This window comes from Pseudorhodoferax sp. Leaf265 (assembly GCF_001422365.1).
Lineage (GTDB): Bacteria > Pseudomonadota > Gammaproteobacteria > Burkholderiales > Burkholderiaceae_C > Pseudorhodoferax.
The window spans coordinates 79,824-103,610 of the sequence record NZ_LMMT01000040.1; the positions used below are offsets into that span (position 1 = coordinate 79,824).

Annotated in this window: 23 protein-coding genes; 3 read left to right on the forward strand and 20 right to left on the reverse strand. The window is 69.8% G+C overall.

Going from position 1 to position 23,787, the window contains the following annotated elements; all coding sequences use genetic code 11:
• Positions 1 to 127: 127 nt before the first annotated feature.
• The 4 genes from ASF45_RS31810 to ASF45_RS31820 all read right to left on the reverse strand — a co-directional run bounded on the left by ASF45_RS31810 (position 128) and on the right by ASF45_RS31820 (position 2,048).
• Complete coding sequence (locus tag ASF45_RS31810) at positions 128 to 433, reverse strand: hypothetical protein (RefSeq protein ID WP_056673134.1); 306 nt, start codon at positions 431 to 433, stop codon at positions 128 to 130.
• A gap of 103 nt (positions 434 to 536) precedes the next feature.
• Positions 537 to 752, reverse strand: coding sequence for a hypothetical protein (locus tag ASF45_RS31815; protein ID WP_056673137.1), 216 nt, complete (start codon positions 750 to 752; stop codon positions 537 to 539).
• A 138-nt stretch (positions 753 to 890) separates the two neighbouring features.
• Complete coding sequence (locus tag ASF45_RS34880; RefSeq protein WP_082551395.1) at positions 891 to 1,067, reverse strand: DUF3606 domain-containing protein; 177 nt, start codon at positions 1,065 to 1,067, stop codon at positions 891 to 893.
• 99 nt (positions 1,068 to 1,166) lie between these two features.
• A complete protein-coding gene (locus ASF45_RS31820) occupies positions 1,167 to 2,048 on the reverse strand; it encodes a Ku protein (protein WP_056673139.1) in 882 nt (293 codons plus the stop codon).
• A gap of 141 nt (positions 2,049 to 2,189) precedes the next feature.
• Here ASF45_RS31820 and ASF45_RS31825 point away from each other — a divergent pair, with 141 nt between their 5' ends.
• The gene (locus ASF45_RS31825) at positions 2,190 to 2,519 is read left to right on the forward strand and encodes a hypothetical protein (protein ID WP_056673141.1); all 330 of its coding nucleotides are present in this window, start codon (positions 2,190 to 2,192) and stop codon (positions 2,517 to 2,519) included.
• An 11-nt stretch (positions 2,520 to 2,530) separates the two neighbouring features.
• On the opposite strand, the gene ASF45_RS31830 is transcribed toward ASF45_RS31825, so the two are convergent.
• A complete protein-coding gene (locus ASF45_RS31830; RefSeq protein ID WP_056673144.1) occupies positions 2,531 to 3,403 on the reverse strand; it encodes an alpha/beta fold hydrolase in 873 nt (290 codons plus the stop codon).
• Entirely contained in the window at positions 3,400 to 3,780 is a 381-nt protein-coding gene (locus tag ASF45_RS31835; RefSeq protein WP_056673147.1) for a nuclear transport factor 2 family protein, read from the reverse strand. The genes ASF45_RS31830 and ASF45_RS31835 overlap by 4 nt, the downstream gene beginning before the upstream one ends.
• Before the next feature lie 401 nt (positions 3,781 to 4,181).
• On the opposite strand from ASF45_RS31835, the gene ligD reads away from it, so the two are divergent.
• On the forward strand, positions 4,182 to 7,586 hold the full coding sequence (ligD, locus tag ASF45_RS31840) for a DNA ligase D (protein ID WP_235581092.1): 3,405 nt from the start codon (positions 4,182 to 4,184) through the stop codon (positions 7,584 to 7,586).
• A gap of 33 nt (positions 7,587 to 7,619) precedes the next feature.
• Here the strand turns inward: ligD and ASF45_RS31845 are convergent, their stop codons facing one another.
• From ASF45_RS31845 to ASF45_RS31910, 14 genes are all read right to left on the reverse strand, one after another.
• The gene (locus ASF45_RS31845) at positions 7,620 to 10,688 is read right to left on the reverse strand and encodes a bifunctional diguanylate cyclase/phosphodiesterase (protein WP_156473258.1); all 3,069 of its coding nucleotides are present in this window, start codon (positions 10,686 to 10,688) and stop codon (positions 7,620 to 7,622) included.
• Between the two features lie 142 nt (positions 10,689 to 10,830).
• Entirely contained in the window at positions 10,831 to 11,106 is a 276-nt protein-coding gene (locus tag ASF45_RS31850; RefSeq protein ID WP_156473259.1) for a hypothetical protein, read from the reverse strand.
• Between the two features lie 110 nt (positions 11,107 to 11,216).
• Positions 11,217 to 12,851, reverse strand: a complete 1,635-nt coding sequence (locus ASF45_RS31855) for a methyl-accepting chemotaxis protein (protein ID WP_056673155.1) — start codon at positions 12,849 to 12,851, stop codon at positions 11,217 to 11,219.
• A 174-nt stretch (positions 12,852 to 13,025) separates the two neighbouring features.
• A complete protein-coding gene (gene rng, locus ASF45_RS31860; RefSeq protein WP_056673158.1) occupies positions 13,026 to 14,525 on the reverse strand; it encodes a ribonuclease G in 1,500 nt (499 codons plus the stop codon).
• A 102-nt stretch (positions 14,526 to 14,627) separates the two neighbouring features.
• Complete coding sequence (locus ASF45_RS31865) at positions 14,628 to 15,635, reverse strand: aminotransferase class I/II-fold pyridoxal phosphate-dependent enzyme (RefSeq protein WP_200932242.1); 1,008 nt, start codon at positions 15,633 to 15,635, stop codon at positions 14,628 to 14,630.
• Positions 15,636 to 15,653: 18 nt separating this feature from the next.
• Positions 15,654 to 16,112, reverse strand: coding sequence for an SRPBCC family protein (locus tag ASF45_RS31870; protein ID WP_056673161.1), 459 nt, complete (start codon positions 16,110 to 16,112; stop codon positions 15,654 to 15,656).
• 78 nt (positions 16,113 to 16,190) lie between these two features.
• The gene (locus ASF45_RS31875; protein ID WP_056673164.1) at positions 16,191 to 16,499 is read right to left on the reverse strand and encodes a hypothetical protein; all 309 of its coding nucleotides are present in this window, start codon (positions 16,497 to 16,499) and stop codon (positions 16,191 to 16,193) included.
• 341 nt (positions 16,500 to 16,840) lie between these two features.
• Positions 16,841 to 17,443: a nucleoside triphosphate pyrophosphatase gene (locus ASF45_RS31880; protein WP_056673167.1), complete on the reverse strand. Its 603-nt coding sequence runs from the start codon at positions 17,441 to 17,443 to the stop codon at positions 16,841 to 16,843.
• A gap of 11 nt (positions 17,444 to 17,454) precedes the next feature.
• Positions 17,455 to 17,934 carry a 23S rRNA (pseudouridine(1915)-N(3))-methyltransferase RlmH gene (rlmH, locus tag ASF45_RS31885; RefSeq protein ID WP_056673171.1) on the reverse strand — a complete coding sequence of 160 codons (480 nt, stop codon included), beginning with the start codon at positions 17,932 to 17,934 and terminating at the stop codon, positions 17,455 to 17,457.
• A 7-nt stretch (positions 17,935 to 17,941) separates the two neighbouring features.
• A complete protein-coding gene (gene rsfS, locus ASF45_RS31890; RefSeq protein WP_056673174.1) occupies positions 17,942 to 18,658 on the reverse strand; it encodes a ribosome silencing factor in 717 nt (238 codons plus the stop codon).
• Positions 18,655 to 19,275, reverse strand: a complete 621-nt coding sequence (nadD, locus tag ASF45_RS31895) for a nicotinate (nicotinamide) nucleotide adenylyltransferase (RefSeq protein ID WP_235581093.1) — start codon at positions 19,273 to 19,275, stop codon at positions 18,655 to 18,657. Before nadD ends, rsfS begins: the two co-directional genes overlap by 4 nt.
• Entirely contained in the window at positions 19,266 to 20,183 is a 918-nt protein-coding gene (gene hemF / locus ASF45_RS31900; RefSeq protein ID WP_056673177.1) for an oxygen-dependent coproporphyrinogen oxidase, read from the reverse strand. The genes nadD and hemF overlap by 10 nt, the downstream gene beginning before the upstream one ends.
• A complete protein-coding gene (gene purD / locus ASF45_RS31905) occupies positions 20,180 to 21,472 on the reverse strand; it encodes a phosphoribosylamine--glycine ligase (protein ID WP_056673180.1) in 1,293 nt (430 codons plus the stop codon). Before purD ends, hemF begins: the two co-directional genes overlap by 4 nt.
• On the reverse strand, positions 21,469 to 22,188 hold the full coding sequence (locus ASF45_RS31910; protein ID WP_056673183.1) for a YebC/PmpR family DNA-binding transcriptional regulator: 720 nt from the start codon (positions 22,186 to 22,188) through the stop codon (positions 21,469 to 21,471). Before ASF45_RS31910 ends, purD begins: the two co-directional genes overlap by 4 nt.
• 71 nt (positions 22,189 to 22,259) lie before the next feature.
• Between ASF45_RS31910 and ASF45_RS31915 the strand changes: the two genes are divergently transcribed.
• Positions 22,260 to 23,783, forward strand: a complete 1,524-nt coding sequence (locus ASF45_RS31915) for a helicase HerA-like C-terminal domain-containing protein (protein WP_056673186.1) — start codon at positions 22,260 to 22,262, stop codon at positions 23,781 to 23,783.
• The last annotated feature ends 4 nt before the right edge of the window (positions 23,784 to 23,787 follow it).

Sequence of the window (23,787 nt, forward strand, 5' to 3'; positions counted from 1 at the left end):
GCGAACAGCAACTGTCTGAACTCACGCTGGAGCCATAGGGCGGCTGCCGACCGGCCCATGCTGTTCGTGGGCCGCTCCGCGCGGCGGTGATCCAGGTGCTAGCCCAGGCGCGCCTCAGTGCCGGTCGTCATGACCCTGGTGGACCGCGGAAGGCCTTGGCGATGTCCACGCGCGCCTGCGCCAGGGCCGCGAGCCGCTGCTGGATCTGCTGCGGCGTGGCCCGGGGGTTGCCGATGGACAGCCGGCCGAGGTAGTGCTCGCCGGCCACGAGGTCGGCGCGCCCGAACACATAGTCGGGCGTGCGCTGCACCGCGATGCGGATGTCCACGCCGCGGTAGGACATCGCCTGCTCCTGCACCGTGTCGACGCGAGCGCCCGGAGCCGGCATGCAGCCGGGCTGCTGAGCCGCGGCAGCGGGTTGTTGGGTGGCCATGTGCTTCCTCCTTTCAAGCGGACCGTTCAACCAGGTCCGAGCGAGATAGGGGCTGCGCACGCGGCTTCAAGCCCATGCCGCGCCGCACGGCCGCCGGCCGCGGTCAGAGACCGGGGTGCGGCGGCGTTTCCACGGGCGTGGGTGGCGGCATCACGGGCGGATTGCCGGGCAGCGGGTGCTGCGGCTGGTCGATGTGGCCCGGCTGCGGCGACAGCGCCGGGCTGGGTTCGGGCTGGAGCGGCTGCTGCTGCTGGTGTTGCTGTTGCTGTTGCTGTTGCTGTTGCTGTTGGATCCGGAGCAAGGCGGCGTTGTCGGCCATGGTGTGTCCTTTGCGGATGGGCGGCTTCCCGGGGCCGGAGGGCGGCCTGCCTAGCGGGCCTGGCGAGCACAAGGCTGCCACAGCCGCAGCGAAGCGGTCTGCGGGAATCACGAACGTGGTGCTCTGCGCCACGGAACCTCAACGACTGCGCAGGTACTCGCGCACCTTGTCCGCCGAGTTGCCGACGGCCTGCACCGCCTCGCGCAGCTTGTCTTCGGTGGTGTCGAGGCTCCTGGCCCAATCGCGCCGCTCGTAGTCCTGGTCGATGGCGATCCGCTGGCGGTCCGCTGCGGTCTGGCCCTTGTCGTCTGCCATGCTGTGCTCCTTGGTCGTTGATGGCGTCATGCTGCACAGGGGCCGGGCGCAGGGGCGTAGGACGGCGCGCCCAGGCGCAGCCGGCCTGGGGCCAGCCGCTCAGGCGGCCTTCTTCTGCGGCGCAGACTTGCCGGTCGCGGCCTTCCTGGCCGGGCTCTTCTTCGCTGCGGCCTTGGCGGGGGGCTTGCGTCCGCCTTGCAGGCTGCGCTGCAGCAGCGCGGTGAGGTCGAGCACGTTGGCGGCTTCCGGGGCTGCCTCCTCGGGCTGGATCACCGTCTCGGTGTCGCCGGCCTTGACCTTCTTGGCGACCAGCTGCATGACCTGGTGGCGGAATTCGTCCTTGAAATCCTCCGGGTCCCAGTCGCCGGACATCTCGGCCACCAGTTGCTTGGCCATCTTCATCTCTGCCGCGCTGATGTTCTTGCGGCCGGCGGGCGGCAGCTCCAGCGCGTCCAGCGTCTTGACCTCGTCGCCCCAGCGCAGCAGGTTCAGCACCAGCGCGGGCCCGGATGGCACCAGCGCCGCCAGATGCTGCTTGGTGGCGATCACCACCTTGGCCAGCGCGATCTTGCCGGTGTCGACCAGGGCCTCGCGCAGCAAGGCGTAGACCTTCTCGCTCTTGGCCAGGGGCGCCACGTAGTAGGGCCGCTCCAAAAAGATGAAGGGCATGGCAGCGGCGTCGATGAAGCGCTCGATCGAGATGGTCTGGGTGGTCTTGGGGAACACCGCCGCGATCTCTTCGGGGCTGACGATGACGTACTTGCCGTCCTCGTACTGCACGCCCTTGACGATGTTCTCCTTCGCGATTTCCTTGCCGGTGCGCTTGTTGATGCGCTTGTAGCCCACCGGGTCCATGGAGCGCTTGTCCAGCCAGTCGAAGTCCACCCCTTGCTCGGACGACGCCGTGTGCAGGCCCACCGGGATGTGGACCAGACCGAAGGTGATGGCACCTTTCCAGAGCGTGCGCGACCCAGTTGCCATGTGCGGCCTCCCTTGTGTGGACTGGCGAAGCCTGCAGTGTCGGCGCCGCTGACCGCCCCTGCGTAGGCCGGCGCAGGCAAGCGCCGTCAGGCAGCCGGCCGATCTGCGCTGCGGGCCCGCGCGAGACGATAGGCTCTGCCCATGCCCGCCCTGCGCCACATCGCCGTCCACGTCGAAGAGCCCCGCGGCGGGCGCTTCGTCTGGGTGCTGACCGAGCGCCGCGGCGACGACTGGCAGCCGCTGGACCGCGCCGGCACGGCCGTGCGCAGCTACCAGCGTGCCATGGCCGAGGGGCTGCTGGCGTTGCAGCAGCTGGTGGACGACCTGGACCTCGGGCCGCGCGCCGACGAAGACGCCGATGCCGATGCCGAGGATCCAGCCGCACCGCCAGCACGCGAGCACACGCAAGAGGCCCCGCACAAGGCCGCGCCAAACAAGGGCGCCTACTTCGGTTTTGGTCCGGCGCGCTAGCGGCTAGCGCCTCAGCGCAGCGTGCGCGACAGGAAGTCGCGGACCAGCGGCAGTGCCTGCTCGAAATGGGTCTCCAGCAGCCAATGGCCCGCGTCGGCAAGCAGGTGCAGTTCGGCCTGCGGCAGATCCCGCAGATAGGCCCGCGCGGACGGTTCGGGCATGTAGCCATCCTGCGGGCCCCAGACGATGAGCGTCGGCGGCCGCTGCTGGCGCAGATACGCCTGGTAGCGCGGGAACCACTGCAGGTTCTCCTCCAGCCCTTCCATCAGCTGGACCGACAACGCCCGCCGCGCCGGCGTGTCCATCAGCGGCCAGTGCAGCTTCCACAGGTCGGGCGCGATCCGGCTGGCGACCTCCCCGGACACCTCGCCGAGGAACTCGTCGCGGAAACCGTCTTCGCTCACCGCCTCGTCGAGCGGACGGTGCGTCTGGGGCGACTTGTCGGCCCACCAGGCCCGCAGGGCGGCGTACTTCGGGCCGAGCGCGTCGGCGTAGATGTCGCCGTTCTGGACCACCAGGGCCGCGATCCGGTCAGGATGCGCGATGGCGTAGCGCAGGCCGATCTGCGAGCCATAGTCGTGCAGCCACAGGCCATGGCGCTCCAGGCCGAGTGCCTCCGCCACGCGGGCCAGGAGCCGGGCGTAGGCATCGAAGCCGTAGGCGAAATGCGCGGGCGTGTCGCTGTAGCCGAAGCCCGGCCAGTCGAAGGCGACGGTGTGCCAGCGGTCGGCGAGCGCGGGCATCAGCCGCCGGAACTGGAACGACGAACAGGGGTAGCCATGCGGCAGCAGCAAAGCGGGTGCGTCGTCCGCCCCGGCCTCGCGCACGAACACCCGGACCCCGTCGACCTCCAGATGGCGGTGGCGCACGGCCTGCCCGGTCATGGCCGCTCCAGTGCAGAGATGTCCTCGTCGGTCTCGACCACGAAGGCGTGCAGCGCGGCCAACCGGCCGTCGCGCACGCGCCAGACATCGCAGTAGGCATGCCTGGTATGCCGGCCGCTGCCATCGGTGAGCACGATGTCGCCCAGGGCCGTCAGGAAATCCCCTTCGGCCACCATGCGGTGGACCCGCAGGCGCGGCGGCGCGGCCTTGTAGCTGTCGTCCATCCACGCGCGCACGGCCTGCTTGCCGCGCAGCGTCCTGTCGCCCACGAAGGTCCATTCCGTGTCCTCGGTGCAGCACGCCAGGAAAGCCTCGTGGTCGCCGCGGGCGACGGCTGCGTTGGCGCGGGCCAGGAGATCCTTGTGCGTGGATGACATGCGTGCCTTTCAGTGCAGGAACGAGTGCAGGAACGAGGAACTTGCCGATGCGCCCATCCTGGCTGCGACCGGGGGCGTGTGCTGTCGGAAATCTTCGCCAATCCAGCGACGCCGAACGCGCCGCGCTTGCGCGGACTGCCGGTGACGCGAACGCCTCCCGCGGCCGACAGGCTTTGGCCATGCTTGCCTACAGCGGCTGCCGCGCGTCGGCCCCAGACTCACCGGCCAAACACCCCCGACACCGAGAGAACGCACCGGAGCACACCATGCGCAAGATGATCCTGATGGCCATTGCCGGCTTCCTGTGGAAACAGTTCAAGGCCCGCCAGGCGGCGAAGCCCGGGACAGCCTACCGGCGCGACCGCAGCGACTGACGGGCGCCCCCGGGGCCACCGCAAGCCATGGCCCCGCGCACGATGCGCGTCGCCAGCTGGAACATCAACAACGTCCGCAAGCGGCTGGACCTGCTGCTGGATTGGCTTGCGCGCGCGCAGCCCGACGTGCTCGCGCTGCAGGAACTCAAGACGCCCACTACGGACTACCCCGCCCAGGCGCTGGCCGCGGCCGGCTACCAGAGCCTGGTGGTCGGCCAGCGCAGCTGGAACGGCGTGGCGCTGCTGGCCCGCGGGCAGGCGCCGCTGCCGGTGGCGGCTGCGCTGCCCGGCGACCCGCAGGACAAGGAAGCCCGCTACGTCGAAGCGGCCATCCAGGGCGTGCTGTTCGCCTGCCTGTACCTGCCCAACGGCAACCCGCAGCCGGGCCCCAAGTTCGACCACAAGCTGCGCTGGTTCGAGCGCCTGGGCCTGCGCGCGCAGGCGCTGTGGGATTCAGGGCAACCGGTGGTGCTGCTGGGCGACTGGAACGTGGTGCCCACGGACGCGGACATCTACAAACCCGACACCTGGCGCGACAACGCGCTGTTGCAGCCCCAAGTCCGTGAACGCTTCGCCGCCGTGCTGGCCCAGGGCTGGACCGATGCACTGGAGAGCGTGCACCCGGGCGGCCGGCAGTTCAGCTTCTGGGACTACCGGCGCAAGCGCTGGGAGCGCGATGCGGGCCTGCGCATCGACCACATCCTGGTCGGCGCGGCATTGAAGGTGCGCGACGCGGGCGTGGACCGCGACGAGCGCGGCCGCGAGGGTGCCAGCGACCACGCCCCGGTCTGGGCGGAGCTCGCGCTGGCCCGGGCCAAGCGCACGCCGCGGGCGGACACGGCCGCGCGCCCTGCCCGCCGCACCCGCCCGGCACCGCCCCCCGGCCCCGACGGCGCGGCCCCGCTCGCCCGCTACAACGCCAAGCGCGACTTCTCCAAAACGGCCGAGCCCGCCGGCACGCCACGCGCACGCGCCGAGGCGGACAGCCAGGCCCTGGCCTTCGTCATCCAGAAGCACTGGGCATCGCGGCTGCACTACGACCTGCGGCTGGAGCTGGACGGCGTGATGGTCTCGTGGGCGGTGCCCAAGGGCCCCTCCTGCGACCCGGCCGTCAAGCAGATGGCGATCCATGTGGAGGACCACCCCGTGGACTACAACAGCTTCGAGGGCAGCATCCCCAAGGGCGAATACGGCGCCGGCAAGGTCATCGTCTGGGACCGCGGCAGCTGGGAGCCCGTCGGCGATGCGCGCGCGGGGCTGGCCAAGGGCAAGCTGGTGTTCCACCTGCACGGCCAGAAGCTGGCCGGGCTGTGGGAGCTCGTGCGCATCTCCAAGCCCGGCGCCAAGCAGCAGGACCAGTGGCTGTTCCTCAAGAAGCGCGGCGATGCCTGGGCCCGGCCGGGCACCGAGTACGACGTCATCGCGGCGCTGCCGGACAGCGTCGTCACGCACCCGCTGGGCCCGGTCGAGCAGCGCGAACCGCAGCGCGTCCGGCCGCCGGCCCGGCCAGCGCTGCAAGCGCCCGACCTGCAGCAGGCCAAACGCGCGCCGCTGCCCGCCAGGCTGCAGCCGCAGCTGGCCACGCTGGTGTCCGCCGTGCCTTCGGGCGACTGGATCGTCGAGTCCAAGCTCGACGGCTACCGGCTGCTGGCCCGCAGCGAACAGGGCAGCGTGCGCCTGTTCACCCGCAACGGCCACGACTGGACCGGCAAGCTCGAACCGATCGCCCGGGCCATCGCCGACCTGGGGCTGGACAGCGCGTGGCTGGACGGCGAGATCGTGGTGCTCGACGACGCCGGCCTGCCGAACTTCAACCGCCTGCAGAACGCCATCGACAACGCCCGCACGGACGACATCGCGATGTTCGTCTTCGACATCCCCTACCTGGGCGGCATGGACCTGCGCGGGCTGCCCCTGGCGCGCCGGCGCGACGTGCTGCGCAAGCTGTTCGACGAACGCGGCGAAGGCATCGTGCGCCTGAGCCAGTCCTTCGACGTGCTGCCCGGCCAGCTGCTGGAGGCCGCCTGCCGGATGGGCATGGAGGGCGTCATGGTCAAGCGCGCCGATGCGCCCTACACGCCAGGCCGCAGCGAGAGCTGGCTCAAGCTCAAGTGCCAGCACCGGCAGGAGTTCGTCGTGGTGGGCTTCACCGACCGCGCCGGCGCCGCCGGCGAGGTGGGCAGCCTGCTGCTGGGCTACCACGAAGGGCCGGTGCTGCGCTTCGCGGGGGCGGTGGGCACGGGCTGGGGCTCGGAGACCGGCCGGGCGCTGATGGCCAGGCTCGCCGGCCTGCGGACCGACCAGCCCGCGGTGGCGCCCGAGGACGCCCGGCCCGGCCGCTGGTCTCGGCGCGCGGCGGGCAGCGAACGCTGGGTGCTGCCGCGCCTGGTGGTCGAGGTGGCGTTCGCCGAATGGACGGCCGACGGCAAGGTGCGCCATGCGGTCTTCCGCGGCATCCGCAGCGACAAGCCCGCCGCGCTGATCGTGCGCGAGCGGCCCAGGCTGCTCGGCGGCCGGCCTGCGCCCACGACCAAGACGCCGGCCACGGGCACCAAACTCACCCATCCCGAGCGGGTGATCGACCCTGCCAGCGGCCTGCGCAAGCTCGACCTGGTCCGCTACTACGAAAGCGTGGCCGACCGGTTGCTGCCCCACCTGCAGGGCCGCCCGGTCTCGCTGGTGCGCGGGCCCACCGGCATCACGGGCGAGCTGTTCTTCCAGAAGCACGACGACAAACTCGCCATCCCCCATGTCCGCAAGCTGCCCGAGCGCCTGTGGCCCGAGCATGCCGCGCTGCTGGAGGTGTCCTCGGCCCAGGCCCTGCTGGCCTGCGCGCAGATGAACGTGATCGAGTTCCACACCTGGAATTCGCGCGCCAGCAGCATCGACAAGCCCGACCGCATCGTGTTCGACCTGGACCCCGGCGAAGGCACGCCGTGGCAGCAGGTGCAGGAGGCGGCGCTGCTGGTGCGTGCCCTGCTGCGGGAACTCGGGCTGCAATGCTGGCTCAAGACCTCCGGCGGCAAGGGCCTGCATGTGGTGGTGCCGCTGGCGCCGCGGCTGGGCTACGCGGCGGTGAAGGATTTCTCCCAGGCCGTGGTGCAGCACCTGGCGCGCACCATCCCCGCGCGCTTCGTCGCCAAGAGCGGGCCGAAGAACCGCGTCGGCAAGCTGTTCGTGGACTACCTGCGCAACGGCCACGGCGCCACCACGGCGGCGGCCTTCTCGGCGCGCTCGCGCCCAGGCCTGGGCGTGTCCATGCCGGTCGCCTGGGAGCAGCTGGCCGACCTGAGGAGCGGTGCGCAATGGACCATCGCCACGGCACGCGAGTACCTGAGCTTCCAGGAGCGCGATCCGTGGCAGGACTACTGGACGACGCGCCAGGGGCTGGCCGCAGCGCTCAAGACGCTGGCCCGTGCCACTGGGCGCTGAGGCGATGCCTTGCCGTGCGCAGGGGGCGCCGGCTCAGCGTCCTTCGCGCCCGAACAGGGGCTGCAGCCCGGAAGGCGCGGCCGCGCTTCTGAGCGGCAAGGTGGTTTCGAGCAGGCTGCGCAGCGCCTCGTCCGGGATCGGCCTGGAGTACAGGTAGCCCTGCATCTCGTCGCAGCCGCAGTCCTTGAGGAAGTTCGCCTGCTCGTCGGTTTCCACCCCTTCAGCAATGACGCGCAGCCGCAGGGCCTTGGCCATCGAGACCACCGACTGGACGATGGCCTCGGCCTCCTGCCCCTTCGCCGTGCCGATGGGCAGGACGAAGGACCGGTCGATCTTGAGCTTGTCCAGCGGGAACCGCGTGAGGTAGCTCAGGCTGGAGTAGCCGGTGCCGAAGTCGTCCAGCGCAATGCGCACGCCCATGGCGGACAGGCGCTCCATGGTCGCGACGGCCGCCTCGGAACTCTCCATGATGAGGCTCTCCGTCAGCTCGAGCACCAGGCCATGCGGCGCGACCCCGAAGCGCGCCATGGTCTGCTGCACCTGCTCGACGAAGCCCGGCCGGCTGAACTGCAGGGCCGAGACGTTCACCGCGATGGGCGGCGGCAGCAGGCCGTCGCTGCACCAGCCAGCCCAGGTCCGGCAGGCTTCTTCCAGGACCCACTGGCTCAGTTCGACGATGAGCCCGGATGCTTCGGCGATGGGAACGAAGCGCGCCGGCGACACCATGCCGCGCCGCGGATGCTTCCAGCGCAGCAGCGCCTCGACACCGGTCAGGGACCAGTTGGACAAACGGGCCTGGGGCTGGTAATGCAGTTCCAGCTGGCGGTGTTCGATGGCCGATTGCAGCTCCACCGCCAACAGCATGTCGTCGTGCGCCGAGGCATTCATCGCGGGCTCGTAGAGCTGCCAGGTCTTGCCGCCGCGGCACTTGGCCGTGCTCAGCGCGGCGCCGGCGTTGCGCAGCAGCGATTCGGCGTCCTGCGACAGCTCGGGATAGCTGGCCACGCCCACGCTGACCGAGGGCGTGATCGCATGGGTGCCCGCGGTGTACTTGCAGCAGGCCACTTCCAGCATGCGGTTGATGGTCAGCGCGTGGCCGACCGGTGGCCCTTCGAGCAGGCCGACGAATTCGTCGGCGCCGAAGTGGAACAGCTTGTCCGCGGGCAGCGAGGCCTGCAGCCGCTGCGCCAGCGCGACCAGCATCCTGTCGCCCTCGGGCAGCCCGAACGACTCGTTGATGGACTTGAAGCGGTCCAGGTTGAGCACGACGACGGTCAGGCTCCTGTCCCGCTCGGCGGCTTGCCGGACCAGCGTGGGCAGCACCGCATCCAGGCGGCGCCGGTTCGGCAGGCCGGTAAGCTGGTCGTGGTTGGCGTGGAACTCGGCCCGCGTCTGCGCCTCGCGCAGCGCCGTGAGGTCGGTGAACATGCCGACGAACTGGTAGACCTCGCCGCTCGCGTCGCGGTGCGCGGCGGCCAGCATGTGGCGCGGGTAGGTCTGGCCGTTCTTGCGGCGTCCCTCCAGCTCGCCCTCCCAGAAGTCGTTCTCGAGGACGGCCGCGACCATCATGGCGTTCTTTTCGGGGTCGGCACCCGTGGTGAGCGCCTCCACCGGCACGCCCAGCACCTCTTCGGGCGTGTAGCCCGTGATGGCCGTGAACGCCGGATTGACGGAGACGACCTCCCGCTCGCTGTTGCACACGACGATGGCCGCCGGCGCGAGCTCGAAGACGCTGGCCGCCTGCTGCAGGCGGGCCTGCAGCTCGCGCGCCTGGGTGACGTCCGTGGCCACGCTGTGGAAGTAGCGGCGGCCCTGGATTTCCAGCAGGCCGACGCTGCCTTCGACGAAGAAGATGCTGCCGTCGGAACGGCGGCGCTGGCCCGTGAACCGGCGCGAGTCGCCGGGCCGCATGCCCTTGACCATCTCCAGCACGGCATCGCGTTCGCTGTCGGGTGCCAGCGCCATGATGTCGCTGCCGATCAGCTGGTCGCGCGCCAGGCGGAATGCCTTGAGCGTGGACTCGCTCGCATCGACGACCTTGCCGCGCCAGTCGTTGAGCACGAACAGCGCATCGCCACCGCGCAGGATCTGGTCGTAGAAGCCCGCCATCTCGGCTTCCCGCTGGAAGTGGTGGTGGCGTTCCGCACGCAGCCAGAGCACCAGGCCGGCCGCCACCAGCGCCAGCAGCACGCCGTAGGCAACCATGGCCACCCGGGTCGGCTCTCTCAGGCCGGCGTGGATCTCCGTCTCGTCGAGCACGCCGACCAGATACCAGCCTGGCAGCGACAAGGCTTCGCGCATGGCGATGGCTTCGTGACCGCTGCCTGACACGCCCTTGACGAGGTTCTGGGGCGCGGTCAGCAGGCGGTGTTCGATGCTGCCGGCCACGACGTCGTCGACGACCGCCAGCGATTCGCCCGCGGGGCCGCCGATGCTGCCGAAGCGCACGGGCTTGCCGTCCTGCACCCGCATCAGGATGCCATGGCCGTCGAACACCTTCGGGCTGGATTGCGTCAGCGCCCGCACGAGCTGCACCGGGTCCACCTCGAGGTAGAACACGAAGTGCGCCAGCGGGCCGTGCGCGGCGATGCGGCGCACCACTGCAGCGCGGTAGGCGTTGGCCGAGCCCGGGAATGGCAAATCGATCCAGCGCACGCCGTCGACCCCCGCCACGGCGGTGGCCAGGGCGATGTCGGCGTGGCGCGGCCGGACACCGCTGGAGAACACCGCCAGCTTCTGCTCGGTGTCGATGATGCTGACCGACGGGTAGCCGTAGCGCTGGCGGATCGCGTCCAGGGAATTCTGGATGTCTTCTTCCTCGGCTTTGCCGACGCCGCGCTCCACCGCATGGCGCAGCACGTGCTGCATGCTGGCGTGGCTGGAGAACACGTCCGCATCCGCGAAGCGCTCCGCCAGCCATGCGTTCATGCCGCGGGCACCGAGCTGGACGGTGGCGCGCAAGGTGTCCACCGCGGCACGCTCGCTCCAGCGTTCGGCCTGGTGCAGGACCAGGCTTCCGAGGCACAGGATGGCGGCGGCGAAGGCGATGAATCCAGCCGTGAGCCGCCACGAGAGCGGCCGGCCACGCAATGACACGCTCATACGTCTGGATGCAGATGGCGTCGCCGCACGGCCACCGGCACGACGGCGTCGTGCGCACCTGTGGCCGGCGCGCGCGCGGTGCCGGTCCCGGGCGTTGGCGGGCGGGCACTGCACCGCCTGGCTAGCCGTTCACCGCGTCCCATCACGGGCCGACCAGCAAACGAAAGTCTGCCGAGACCATGCCGCAGCAGGCCACCATCGCCGCGCGGCCCGCGATCTGCCAGGTGCGCGCTGCACGCACCATGGCGGGGCTGGTGTCCGCCGCGGCGGCTTGGGCCTGCGCACGCGCAAGCTGCTCATGGGCCCGGTGCGCGGCCTCCGGGCTCAGGCCCGCACTGCGCAATACATGGGCCGCAGCCCTGGCGCCCATGGCCCTCTGCTCTGCCGACGCCCCCGTCGCGATCACTACCAGATTCATGTCGATCCTCTTGGACACGGGCTAGCAAGTGCCCGTCATCCTCCATTCTGTGGAGATCGCAGAATCGAATGTGGCGGGACTGTGGCGGTGCTGGCGCCATTTGCCTCGGGTCAAGCGGGCTTGAGGTTCGCCGGCAGCCTGCGCAACGGCTTCTTGGGGCGCGCAGGGGGAGCGCTCGCAGGCGTGTGCATCGCGGACTTGCGGGTCTGAAAGACGGCGACCGAAGCCACCAGCTCTTTGGCCTGAAGGTCCAGGCTGGCCGCCGCTGCAGCGCTTTCTTCGACCAGTGCAGCGTTCTGCTGGGTCGCCTCGTCGATGTGGGTGATGGCCAGGCCGACCTGGCTCACGCCGTGGCCCTGCTCGGTGCTGGCGTTGCTGATCTGGCCCACCACCTCGGTGACCTTGTGGATCGAATCGACCATTTCCTGCATCGTCGCGCCGGCGCGATCGACGAGTTGCGCACCTTGTTCGACGCGTGCGACGCTCTCCTGGATGAGGCCTCGGATCTCCTTGGATGCCTCCGCCGAGCGACCAGCCAGGGTGCGGACTTCACCTGCCACCACCGCGAAGCCTCGCCCCTGCTCGCCGGCCCTGGCGGCTTCCACGGCCGCGTTGAGAGCGAGGATGTTGGTCTGAAACGCGATGCCGTCGATCACACCGATGATGTCGGCGATCTTCTTGCTGCTTTCGCTGATGGACTTCATCGTCACCACCACCTCGCCGACCGCGACACCGCCGCGTTCGGCCACCGCGCGGGCTGCGTTGGCATGCGTGTTGGCCTCGCCGGCGTTGGCCGCGTTCTGCTGCACCGTCGCGCTCAGCTGGTCCATGGCCGCAGCCGTTTGCTGAACGGCCGACGCTTGCTGCTCGGTGCGGTGGCTCAGATCGGCGTTGCCCTGCGCAATCTCGGCGCTGGCGGTGGCAACCCCTTCGGCGTGGTCGCGCACGCCATCGACGACGGTGATGAGCGACTGCTGCATGGCAGACAAGGCCGACAGCAATGGCGTGAACTCGTCGCGGCGCCGGTCGACGATGTCCTGTGTCAGGTCGCCATCACGCACGCGTTCTGCAACCGCACAGGAGCGGGCCACACGGCCGCGCAAGGTGCTGGCGAGGTACCAGGCAAAAGCGAGGAGACCGAGGGTGATGATCGCCACCAGAGGCAGCAGCGCCCATTTGACGGCCATCGCGTCCTGGCTGACTCGCGACAGGTCGGCCCGCAGCCGCTCCTCCTGAAACTTGACATTGGTTGCGAGAACGCCCAACAGCGTGTTGCGCGCCGGAATCGTGCTGTCAACGAGGAAGGCGAAGGCTTCTTCCTTGCGTCCATCCCGGATGAGCTGGATGTTCTGCTCACCCACCTTCCAGAACGCGGCCGAGAGCTTTTCGATCTCGGCGATCCTGCTGGCGGCGTCGGCACTCTTGAGTTGCAAGCCATATTCGGCCACCAGCTCGCCGAGGAGCGCGCGCTTGGCCTGGACGTCCTGGAACGTTGCCTGCAGCTCCTGCGGTGTGCGCGACAGGATGGCGTGGCGCAGTTGCAGCGAGACGCGCGTGACATTCAGCTCGATCGCCGCAATCCTTTGCAGCTGTGCCACGCGGTGCGACTGGGTCTCTTCGGCGATCTGGACGATCTCGTCGAGCTTGATCGAACCCATCACCGCTGTGGCGGCCAAGATGGCGACCAATGCAGCAGTGATCACGTACAGCCTGCCCACGATGCCGAAAGTACCTGTCCTGCTCATGATGTGTCTCCAAATCCAGTGGAGTGTCTGGGGATCGCAGGGCAGCTTTGTGTCAGAACTGTGAAGACGCAGTCTGGTCTGCGCAGTCAGCGCTGCGCGCGCGGTACCGGCGGCGCCCTGCCGCGCGCCAGCTCGAGCCCTCGAGAAGCAGGCTCTTGACGCTTCGCAGAAAGCTCAAAGCAGGACAATGTCGTACTGCTCCGGCCCCATCGCGCTTTCGGCCTGCAGCGAGATCGGTTTGCCGATGAAGTCCGACAGGCCGGCGAGGTGCTGGCTCTCCTCGTCCAGGAACAGCTCCACCACCTTGGGCGAGGCCACGACGCGGAACTCGCGCGGGTTGAACTGGCGCGCCTCGCGCAGGATCTCGCGCAGGATGTCGTAGGTCACGCTGCGCGCGGTCTTCACGGCACCGGTGCCGCGGCAGATCGCGCAGGGTTCGCACAGCATGTGGGCCAGCGATTCGCGCGTGCGCTTGCGCGTCATCTCCACCAGGCCCAGCGGCGAGAAGCCACTGGCCGTGGTCTTCACGCGGTCGCGGCCCAGCTGCTTGCGCAACTCGGCCAGCACGGCGGCGCGGTGTTCGTCGCGCACCATGTCGATGAAGTCCACGATGATGATGCCGCCCAGGTTGCGCAGCCGCAGCTGGCGCGCGATGGCGCCGGCCGCCTCCAGGTTGGTCTTGAAGATGGTGTCGTCGAAGTTGCGCGCGCCGACATAGCCGCCGGTGTTCACGTCCACCGTGGTCAGGGCCTCGGTCTGGTCGACGATCAGGTAGCCGCCGGACTTGAGGTCCACGCGCCGGCCCAGGGCCTTGGCGACCTCGTCGTCGATCGAGAACAGGTCGAAGATCGGCCGCTCGCCCTTGTAGTGCTGCAGCTTCTGCGTGGCCGCCGGCATGAACTCGCGGCCGAAGGCCTGCAGCTTGTCGAACTGCTCGCGCGAATCGAGCCGGATGCTCTGCGTCTCCTCGGTCACCAGGTCGCGCAGCACGCGCTGCAGCAGATCCAGGTCCTGGTGCAGCAGCGAGGCCGGCGGCAGCTTCTGCGCTGCGGCCTTGGTGCGGGCCCAGGCCTTGCGCAGGTAGGCGATGTCCTCGGCGAGTTCTGCGTCGCTGGAGTCCTCGGCATTGGTGCGCAGGATGAAGCCGCCGCCACCACCGCTGGCGGCATCGCCCACCAGGGCCTGCAGGCGCCGGCGCAGGTCCTCGCGCTGGGCTGCCGGGATCTTCTGCGACACGCCCACATGCTCGTCCTGCGGCAGGAACACCAGCAGCCGGCCGGCGATGCTGATCTGCGTGGACAGCCGAGCGCCCTTGGTGCCGATCGGGTCCTTGATGACCTGCACCATGAGTGCCTGGCCCTCGAACACCTGGCGTTCGATCGGCACCTGGCCATTGCCGCCGGGCCTGGGCTGGCTCGGCTCGCCCTCGCCGCGCACGGCGGCGGCGCTGGGCAGCAGGTCGGCCACGTGCAGGAAGGCGGCGCGCTCCAATCCGATGTCGATGAAGGTGGACTGCATGCCGGGCAGCACGCGCACCACCTTGCCCATGTAGACGTTGCCGACCAGGCCGCGCTCCAGCGTGCGTTCCAGGTGCAGCTCCTGCACGGCCCCGTGTTCGACGATGGCCACGCGCGTCTCCTGCGGCGACCAGTTGATCAGGATGTCCTGCTGCATGCGTTCCTTGCTGTGGAGCGCGCGCGCAGCGACCGGGTGTCGGCGACGGTGCGCACAGCGGCTCCTCGTTGTTCGTGTTGTCCGGGTCTGGATCGTACGCGCTCAGCGACGCAGCCAGGCCCGCGCCAATGCATCCTGGTGCACGGGCGCCAGCGCGGCCAGCCGCACATGGCCGGCCAGTCCGAAGGAAGCGCAGTCGCGCAGCTGCACGCCCTGCTCGCGCAGCCGGGCCAGGTCCCCGATCAGGCGTGCCGGCTCGGGTGGCCGCGCGCAGAAGAAGTTCGTGTCGCTGGCCAGCACCTGCCAGCCCAGGCCTGCGCACAGCGCCGCCTGCCGTGCCTTCCAGGCGCGCAGCTGCGCCAGGCTGGCGGCCAGCCAGTCCTGCGCGGCGCGGCCGGTCCAGGCCTGCAGCATGGCCACACCGTGCGATCCGACCGGCCAGGACGGCGCCAGCTGCGTCAGCCGCGCCAGCAGTTGCAGGTCGGCCTGCAACGGCGCGATGGCGTAGGCCGCGCGCACGCCGGTCAGCCCCAGGGCCTTGTTGGGTGACCACAGCTGCCAGACCTGCTGGTGCTGCGCGCTGTCGAGCGACGCCTGGCCGGCCAGGCGCAGCGGTGCGTAGGCGCAGTCCAGCACCAGCGGCACCAGCGGTGGCAGGGCCTGCAGCTGCGCTGCCAGGCCGGCATGGGCCTGGCCCAGCGGCGAGGACGGCTCGCAGGCCCAGACCAGCCGGGCCGGGCCATCGGTGCTGTGCACGGCCATCCGCTGCGCCTGCGCGGCCCAGGCGTAGTCGCCGTAGGCGTGGGTGGGCACCCGCACCGCGGCATCCGGCTGAGCCACAGCGGCGCTGATGCGCATGATGAATTCGCTGGCACTGGCTGCCACCTGCACGCGCGCGGGCGCAACGCCGTGGAAGGCCGCCAGTTGCTCGCGCAGCGCGCCGTAGCCAGGATCGGGGTAGCGCGTGGGGTCGGCGACCTGCAGCGCCTGCAGCGCCGCAGGGCATGGCCCGCAGGCGTTGGCGTTGGTCGAGAAATCGTGCGCGGCCGGGCCCGTGGCATCCGGCCCGCCGTGCACGCGCGCGGCCTGCACCGCGTCAGCGCCGGCCACGGCGCGGCAAGGCCTGCGTCATGCGCCGTCGGGGATCTCGGCTTCGACCAGCTGCGCCAGCAGCGTCAATGATTCCTGCCAGCCCAGCATGCAGGCGGCGGCCGGGATCACGGCCGGAATGCCTTGCTGCTCCACATGCATCTCGGTGCCGACCACGGTCTGGGCCAGCCGCACCGTGACCTGCATCTCGCCGGGCAGGCTGGGATCGTCGAAGCGGTCGGTGTAGCGCAGCAGTTCGCCGGGCACCAGTTCCAGGTAGGTGCCGCCGAAGCTGTGGCTGCTGCCGGTCGTGAAGTTGGTGAACGACATGCGGTGGCTGCCACCCACGCGTGCCTCCATGGTGTGCACCTTGGCCGTGAAGCCGTGCGGCGGGAGCCACTTGACCATGGCCTCGGGGTCGACGAAGGCGCGGTAGACACGTTCGGGCGGCGCACGCAGCACGCGGTGCAGGCGAACGGTGTGGGCGGAAGCGGACATGCGGTACTCCTGATCAAGCCGAGGACGACCCTCTGCACCCACGACGCATGGCGTGGGCCGAAATCGACAACAGGCGGATCAGGACTTGGACTTGGCGGCCTTGGCTTGCTTGGCCATGTCCTCGGCCAGCAGGCGGCGCACTTCCAGCGCATCCAGCGCATAGGGCAGCAGCGAGATCGCGTGCTCGGGCCGGGCCTTGTCGCCGAACACGGTCTTCGTGGCCGACCACATGAATTCCAGCGTCTCGGTGACTTCGCCCAGCGCGTCGCGCGTCATGTTGGGCAGCAGGGCTTCGACCTGGGCGGGCTTGGCCGCTGGCTTGCGCGCGGGGGCGGCGGCTTTGGCCTTGGCGGTGGTGGACTTGCGGGCAGGCTTGGCGGTGGTCACGGCGGCTCCTTGTTCTGGGTCGGTCTGGTGTGGCGCGAGTGTAGTCGCGCCCACGGCCTCCAAACGCACAAGCCCGGCGTGTGCGCCAGCCTGGTCGAGATCGCGGGCACACGGGGAAGATCGGCTACCTGACCGCAGGGGCATGGCGAGGGCACGGTGGACATCGTGCGCCGACCATGCAGGTGCTGCGTCCAAAAAGCCGGTCCTCCACAGCGCGCCGGCTGCCCGAAAACAAGGCAATCCTGTGGCAGGCCGCATGGGCGCTGGCGTTGGTACCGGCCCTCCCATGCCTGTCCCCAACGATATCCACAGGCGGCCGGGACAAGTCCGGCGCTAGGAATTCAGCAGTCGATGCCGGCCTGGCGCAGCAGCTGCGCGGTCTCGAACAGCGGCAGGCCCATGATGCCCGTGTAGCTGCCGCGCAGCGTGCGGATGAAGGTCTGCGCCCTGCCCTGCACCGCATAGGCGCCTGCCTTGCCGAGCGGCTCGCCGCTGGCCACGTAGGCCGCGATCTGGGCCGGCGTGAGCGCATCGAAACAGACCTCGGACACGCTCAGCGCCTGCAGGCGCTGCCCGCCATGCTGCACGGCCACGGCCGTCAGCACGCGGTGCGTGTGGCCGGACAGCGCAGCCAGCATGCGGGCGGCGTCGTCAGCGTCATCGGGTTTGCCGAGGATGGTGGAGCCCAGCGCCACCGTGGTGTCGGCGCAGAGCACGGGCGCGTCAACCAGGCCGCGCGCGCGCAGGCGTGCCACGGCGGCATCGAGCTTCAGGGCCGTCACGCGCTGCACGTAGCGCGCGGGTGCCTCGCGGCCGCGCACGGCTTCGAGCGCCTCGGCGTCTTCACCCGGCGCGGCCAGCAGCAGTTCGTGGCGCACGCCGATCTGGTCGAGCAACTGGCGCCGGCGCGGGCTCTGCGAGGCGAGGTAGACGAAATCGGGCATGCCGGGAGAACCTACTCGCGGTGGTAGGGATGGTTGGCGTTGATGGACCAGGCGCGGTAGAGCTGCTCGATCAGCAGCACGCGCGCCATGGCGTGCGGCAGCGTCATGTCCGAGAGGCGGATGCGCTCGTGCGCGCTCTGGCGGAAGGCTGGTTCCAGGCCGTCGGGCCCGCCGATCACGAGGGCCACGCCGTCGCCTTCGCGCTGCCAGGTCGTCAGCCGCGTGGCCAGGGCCTGCGTGGTCAGCGTGCTGCCGCGCTCGTCGAGCGCGACCACGCGCGCATTGCGGCCCACGGCCGAGGCGATGGCGGTCGCGATGCGCTCGCGCTCGGCGGCCTGCATCTGGGCCACCGTGCGCGAGCCGCGTGGCTCGGTCTTGACGGCGCGCAGCTCGACGCGCAGCTCGGCAGGAAAACGCTTGGCGTAATCGTCGTAGGCCGTCTGTGCCCAGTCGGGCACGCGCAGGCCCACGGCCACGATGACGAGCTTCACGCGCGGATCAGCGGCGCGGGGCGGCCTTCTTGGCGGGCGCCGCCTTCTTCGCCGCCGGCTTGCCCACGACCACGGTCTTGACCGGGGTCTTCGCGGGTGCCTTCTTGGCCGCGGCCTTCTTGGCGGGCGCGGCGGTCTTGGCGGCCGGTGCCGCCTTCTTCGCCGGCGCCTTCTTGCGGGCCGGTGCCTCGATCACGGGGCGCTCGGGTGCGTACTCGGGCTCGGGCTTGCGGGCCTTCTTGGCGGCAGCCTTCTTGCCTGCGGGCGTCTTGGCGGTGGTCTTCGCCGCGACCTTCTTGGCTGGCGCCTTCTCGACCGCCTTGACCGGCGCGGCGGGCTTGGGCGCACCGAGCTTCAGGCGCACGGGCTTGTCGCCCCACAGCTCTTCCAGGTGGTAGTACTGGCGGATGCTGGGCTGCATGATGTGCACCACGGCCGGGCCGCAGTCCACGATGATCCACTCGCCGTTGTCCTCGCCCTCGATGCGCGGTTTACCGAAGCCGGCCTCGCGCACCGCATCGCGCACGCTGGCGGCCAGCGCGCGGGTCTGGCGGTTGGAGGTGCCCGAGGCGACGATCACGCGCTCGAACAGCGGGGACAGGTGCTCTGTGTTGAAGACCTGGATGTCCTGCGCCTTGACGTCTTCGAGGCCATCGATGATGGACCTCTGCAGCTTCTGGGTGTCTTTCTTGGCGGCGGATTCCGTGGAGGGGCCAGTGGTCATCGAGCGGTACGGTAGAGGTGGTGTTGGTCAATATAGCCTGCAACGGCGGGCGGAACCAGATGGGCAATGCCCTGGCCCGCCGCGACGCGCTGGCGTATTTCAGTGGCGCTGGTCGCCACCGGAACGGTCTGGAGGAAGTCGATTGTCGCGCCCGGCAATGCCAGGTCGGGCACCTGGCCTTGCGGCGCGGCGTCGTCCACACGGGCGGCGACGCACAGGGTTGCCAGCTTCACGATCTCCTGCCACGCGTGCCAACTGGTCAATGCACGCGCCTGGTCGGAGCCGATCAAGAGGTGCAGCCGGGCGCGAGGATAGCCGATTTGCAGTTCCCGCAGGCTGTCCACGGTATAGCTGGGGCCGGTACGCTCGATTTCGCGCGCGTCCACGACCACGCCAGGGATGCCCTCGAAGGCCAGTTCGGCCATGACCAGGCGGTGCACCGCGTCGGTGGGCTGCCGTGGGCGGTGCCAGGGCTGGCCCGTGGGCAGCACGTGCAACCGGTCGAGTTGCCACCGGGCCATGGCGGCGCGCACCAGGTCCACATGGGTGTTGTGCGGCGGGTCGAAGGCGCCACCGTAGACGCCGACGCGCAGCAGCGAAGCGTCGCTCAGATCCACGCGCGCGGCACCAGGAAGTGCGCGGTCAGCTGCGCCTCGGCCGAGCCGGGCTCTGGCGTGTGGCGGTAGGACCAGGCCGCCTGCGGCGGCATCGACAGCAGGATGGACTCGGTGCGCCCACCCGACTGCAGACCGAAGTGCGTGCCGCGGTCCCAGACCAGGTTGAACTCCACGTAGCGTCCGCGCCGATACAGCTGGAAGGCGCGCTCGCGCTCGCCATAGGCCATGCCCCTGCGGCGCTCCAGGATGGGCAGGTAGGCGCCCAGGAAGGCCGCGCCCACGGCCTGGGTCATGGCCTGGCTGCGCACCATGCCGAGCTCGGAGAAGTCGTCGAAGAACACGCCGCCGATGCCGCGTGCTTCCTGCCGGTGCTTCAAGAAGAAGTATTCGTCGCACCACTGCTTGAAGCGCGGGTACTTGTCGTCGCCATAGGGCGCGAGCGCATCGCGGCAGACCTGGTGGAAGTGGCGCGCGTCGTCTTCGAAGCCGTAGATGGGCGTGAGGTCCATGCCGCCGCCGAACCAGCACACCGGCACCTCGCCAGGATGGCCGGCCGCGATCATGCGCACGTTCATGTGCACGGTGGGCGCGAAAGGGTTGCGCGGGTGGAACACCAGCGAAACGCCCATGGCCTCGAACGGCGCACCCGCCAGTTGCGGGCGGTGCTGCGTGGCCGAGGGCGGCAGCTTGGGACCGCGCACATGCGAGAAGCCGCAGCCCGCACGTTCGAACACGGCACCGTTCTCCAGGATGCGCGTGACGCCCTCGCCCTGCAGCACCTCGTCGGGGCCCTTGGTCCAGGGGTCGGTCACGAAGCGGCCGCCATCCACCGCGGCGACGGCGCTGCAGATTTCCTCCTGCAGGCCGCGCAGCCAGGCCGCGAACTGTGCAGCGGCGCCGGCCGTCATTTCGCGGCGCGGTGGCCGATGTCGCGGCGGTACTGCATGCCGTCGAACTGGATGCCGCGCACGACCTCGTAGGCGCGTTGCTGGGCCAGCTTGACCTTGTCGGCCAGCACGGTCACGCACAGCACGCGGCCGCCGCTCACGCGCACGGTACCGTCGGCGTCGCGCTCGGTACCGGCGTGGAACACCACCGCGTCGGGCTCGGCAGCCGGCAGGCCGGTGACCGCATCGCCCTTGCGCGGCGTCAGCGGATAACCGTGGGCGGCCAGCACCACGCCCAGCGCGATGCGGCGGTCCCACTCGAGCTCGACCTGGTCGAGCTTGCCATGCGGGCCGGGCTCGGTGGCGGCCCAGAGCACCTCGAACAGGTCGGACTTCAGGCGCATCAGCAGCGGCTGGGTCTCGGGGTCGCCCAGGCGGCAGTTGAACTCCAGCGTCTTGGGCCGGCCCTGGGCGTCGATCATGAGGCCAGCGTACAGGAAGCCGGTGTAGGCGATGCCGTCCTTCTCCATGCCGCGGATGGTCGGCAGGATGATCTCGCGCATGGCGCGCGCGTGCACGTCGGCCGTGACCACGGGCGCCGGCGAATAGGCGCCCATGCCGCCCGTGTTCGGGCCCTGGTCGCCGTCCTGCAGGCGCTTGTGGTCCTGGCTGGTGGCCAGGGCGGTCACGTTCTTGCCGTCGCACAGCACGATGAAGCTGGCTTCCTCGCCCGCCAGGAACTCCTCGATCACCACGCGCGCGCCGCCTGCGTTGTGCGCCACGCCCAGCGTGTTGTCCACCAGCATGAAGTCGATGGCCTCGTGGGCCTCGGCCAGCGTGGTGGCCACGACCACGCCCTTGCCGGCCGCCAGGCCGTCGGCCTTGACCACGATGGGCGCGCCCTTGGCGTCCACGTAGGCATGGGCCTGCGCCGGATCGCTGAAGGTCTGGTACTCGGCCGTCGGGATGCCGTGGCGCTGCATGAAGGCCTTGGAGAAGGCCTTGGAGCTTTCCAGCTGGGCGGCGGCCCTGGTCGGGCCGAACACGCGCAGGCCGTGGGCACGGAATTCGTCCACCACGCCGGCGGCCAGGGGACCCTCGGGGCCGACCACGGCGAGCGCGATGTGTTCCTTCTGCGCCCATTCGCGCAGCGCCACCACGTCGGTGATGGGCAGGTTGACGAGCCGCTCGTCCAGCGCCGTGCCGCCGTTGCCGGGCGCCACGTAGACGCGCGTGACGCGGGAAGACTGCGCCAGTTTCCAGGCCAGTGCATGTTCGCGGCCACCGCCGCCGATCACCAATACTTTCATAGCGCCCCGTTGTGGTAGACGTTCTGCACGTCGTCCAGATCTTCCAGGACGTCGATGAGTTTCTGCATGCGTTCGGCGTCTTCGCCGCTCAGTTCGATGGTGTTCTCGGCACGCATCGTCACCTCGGCCAGTTCCGGCTGGAAGCCGGCGGCCTCCAGCGCATTCTTGACCTTCTCGAACTCCGGGTAAGGCGTCAGCACCTCGATGGCGCCGTCCGCGTCGGTGATCACATCGTCGGCGCCGGCCTCCAGTGCCACCTCCATGACCTTGTCCTCGTCGGCGCCAGGCGCCAGCACGATCTGGCCGCAGTGCCTGAACTGGAAGGCCACCGAGCCGTTGGTGCCCATGTTGCCGCCGTACTTGCTGAAGGCGTGCCGCACCTCGGCCACGGTGCGCACGTGGTTGTCGGTCATGGTGTCGACGATGATGGCCGCGCCCGCGATGCCGTAGCCTTCGTAGCGGATTTCCTCGTAGTGCACGCCTTCGGCATTGCCCGTGGCCTTGTCGATGTTGTACTTGACGCGGTCGGCCGGCATGTTGGCCGCCTTGGCCTTGTCCACGGCCAGCCGCAGGCGCGGGTTGGCGGACAGATCGCCGCCGCCCTGGCGGGCCGCGACCGTGATCTCACGGATGATGCGCGTCCAGATCTTGCCCCGCTTTTCGTCCTGCCTGCCCTTGCGGTGCTGGATGTTCGCCCATTTGCTGTGTCCGGCCACGAAGAATCCTTCTATCGGTCTGATTTAATCTCGGGCGCGGATTTTACTTTTCGATTGAAGGACACCCAGCCATGGCCGAGCCGCTCGTGATCGCCAAGAACGCCAACACCCAGTGCGAGCTGCTGCCGGGCCTGGCCAATCGGCACGGTTTGATCACCGGCGCCACGGGCACCGGCAAGACGGTTTCGCTGCAGACGCTGGCCGAGAATTTTTCGAAGATCGGCGTGCCGGTGTTCATGGCCGACGTCAAGGGCGACCTCACCGGCATCAGCCAGGCTGGCACCCCCAACGCCAAGATGGCGGCCATTCTGGCCGAGCGCGGCATCGAAGCACCGACACCGCTGGCCTGCCCCGTGCAGCTGTGGGACGTGTTCGGTGCGCAAGGCCACCCGGTGCGCGCCACCGTCTCCGACATGGGGCCGCTGCTGCTGGCGCGCATGCTCAACCTCAACGAGACCCAGGCCGGCGTGCTGAACCTGGTGTTCAAGATCGCCGACGACAGCGGCATGCTGCTGCTGGACCTCAAAGACCTGCGCGCCATGCTGCAGCACGTGGGCGACAACGCCAAGAGCTTCACCACCGAGTACGGCAACATCAGCGCCGCCAGCGTGGGCGCGATCCAGCGCGGCCTGCTGCAGATCGAGGGCCAGGGCGGCGACCAGTTCTTCGGCGAGCCCATGCTGGACATCGCAGACTTCATGCAGACCGATGACAACGGCCACGGCATGGTCAACGTGCTGGCGGCCGACAAGCTCATGAATTCGCCGCGGCTGTACGCCACCTTCCTGCTGTGGCTGCTGTCCGAACTGTTCGAGCAGTTGCCCGAGATCGGCGACCCCGACAAGCCCAAGCTGGTGTTCTTCTTCGACGAGGCCCACCTGCTGTTCAACGAGGCGCCCAAGGTGCTCATCGAGCGCATCGAGCTCGTGGTCCGGCTGGTGCGCTCCAAGGGCGTGGGCGTGTACTTCGTGACGCAGAACCCGCTAGACATTCCCGACACCGTGCTGGCGCAGCTGGGCAACCGCGTGCAGCATGCGCTGCGGGCCTTCACGCCGCGCGACCAGAAGGCCGTCAAGGCGACAGCCTCCACCATGCGGCAAAAGCCAGGCCTGGATATCGAGGCCGCGATCACCGAGCTGGCCGTGGGCGAGGCCCTGGTCAGCCTGCTCGACGCCAAGGGCCGCCCCGGCATCACGGAGCGCGTCTACATGCTGCCGCCGGGCAGCCAGGTCGGGCCGATCACGCCGCAGCAGCGCCAGGCGCTGATCGCCAGCTCGCTGGTGGCCGGCGTCTACGAGAAGGTGGTCGACCGCGAATCCGCCTACGAGAAGCTCAAGGGCCGCGCCGAGGACGCCGCGGCCGGTGCAGCCGACGCCAAGGCCACGGCCGGTGCGCGCCAGGATGCTGGCGGCAACAGCACGATGATGGACGGCCTCAACGACCTGCTGTTCGGCTCCACGGGCCCGCGCGGCGGCAAGCGCGACGGCCTGGTGCAGACCATGGCCAAGTCCACCATGCGCACCATGGGCACCAAGATCGGCAACGAGATCCTGCGCGGCGTGCTGGGCGGCATCTTCGGCGGCCGCAAGCGCTGACGCC

What these genes read in the sequence shown, in the direction of transcription:
- ASF45_RS31845 (WP_156473258.1), bottom strand. Translation starts at nt 10,688, where the DNA reads ATGAGCGTGTCATTGCGTGGCCGGCCGCTCTCGTGGCGGCTCACGGCT.
- ASF45_RS31815 (WP_056673137.1), bottom strand. Translation starts at nt 752, where the DNA reads ATGGCCGACAACGCCGCCTTGCTCCGGATCCAACAGCAACAGCAACAG.
- ASF45_RS31850 (WP_156473259.1), bottom strand. Translation starts at nt 11,106, where the DNA reads ATGAATCTGGTAGTGATCGCGACGGGGGCGTCGGCAGAGCAGAGGGCC.
- ASF45_RS31915 (WP_056673186.1), top strand. Translation starts at nt 22,260, where the DNA reads ATGGCCGAGCCGCTCGTGATCGCCAAGAACGCCAACACCCAGTGCGAG.
- ASF45_RS34880 (WP_082551395.1), bottom strand. Translation starts at nt 1,067, where the DNA reads ATGGCAGACGACAAGGGCCAGACCGCAGCGGACCGCCAGCGGATCGCC.
- ASF45_RS31825 (WP_056673141.1), top strand. Translation starts at nt 2,190, where the DNA reads ATGCCCGCCCTGCGCCACATCGCCGTCCACGTCGAAGAGCCCCGCGGC.
- ASF45_RS31830 (WP_056673144.1), bottom strand. Translation starts at nt 3,403, where the DNA reads ATGACCGGGCAGGCCGTGCGCCACCGCCATCTGGAGGTCGACGGGGTC.
- purD (WP_056673180.1), bottom strand. Translation starts at nt 21,472, where the DNA reads ATGAAAGTATTGGTGATCGGCGGCGGTGGCCGCGAACATGCACTGGCC.
- hemF (WP_056673177.1), bottom strand. Translation starts at nt 20,183, where the DNA reads ATGACGGCCGGCGCCGCTGCACAGTTCGCGGCCTGGCTGCGCGGCCTG.
- rng (WP_056673158.1), bottom strand. Translation starts at nt 14,525, where the DNA reads ATGCAGCAGGACATCCTGATCAACTGGTCGCCGCAGGAGACGCGCGTG.
- ASF45_RS31820 (WP_056673139.1), bottom strand. Translation starts at nt 2,048, where the DNA reads ATGGCAACTGGGTCGCGCACGCTCTGGAAAGGTGCCATCACCTTCGGT.
- ASF45_RS31870 (WP_056673161.1), bottom strand. Translation starts at nt 16,112, where the DNA reads ATGTCCGCTTCCGCCCACACCGTTCGCCTGCACCGCGTGCTGCGTGCG.
- ASF45_RS31835 (WP_056673147.1), bottom strand. Translation starts at nt 3,780, where the DNA reads ATGTCATCCACGCACAAGGATCTCCTGGCCCGCGCCAACGCAGCCGTC.
- rsfS (WP_056673174.1), bottom strand. Translation starts at nt 18,658, where the DNA reads ATGACCACTGGCCCCTCCACGGAATCCGCCGCCAAGAAAGACACCCAG.
- ASF45_RS31880 (WP_056673167.1), bottom strand. Translation starts at nt 17,443, where the DNA reads ATGCCCGATTTCGTCTACCTCGCCTCGCAGAGCCCGCGCCGGCGCCAG.
- ASF45_RS31810 (WP_056673134.1), bottom strand. Translation starts at nt 433, where the DNA reads ATGGCCACCCAACAACCCGCTGCCGCGGCTCAGCAGCCCGGCTGCATG.
- ligD (WP_235581092.1), top strand. Translation starts at nt 4,182, where the DNA reads ATGGCCCCGCGCACGATGCGCGTCGCCAGCTGGAACATCAACAACGTC.
- ASF45_RS31855 (WP_056673155.1), bottom strand. Translation starts at nt 12,851, where the DNA reads ATGAGCAGGACAGGTACTTTCGGCATCGTGGGCAGGCTGTACGTGATC.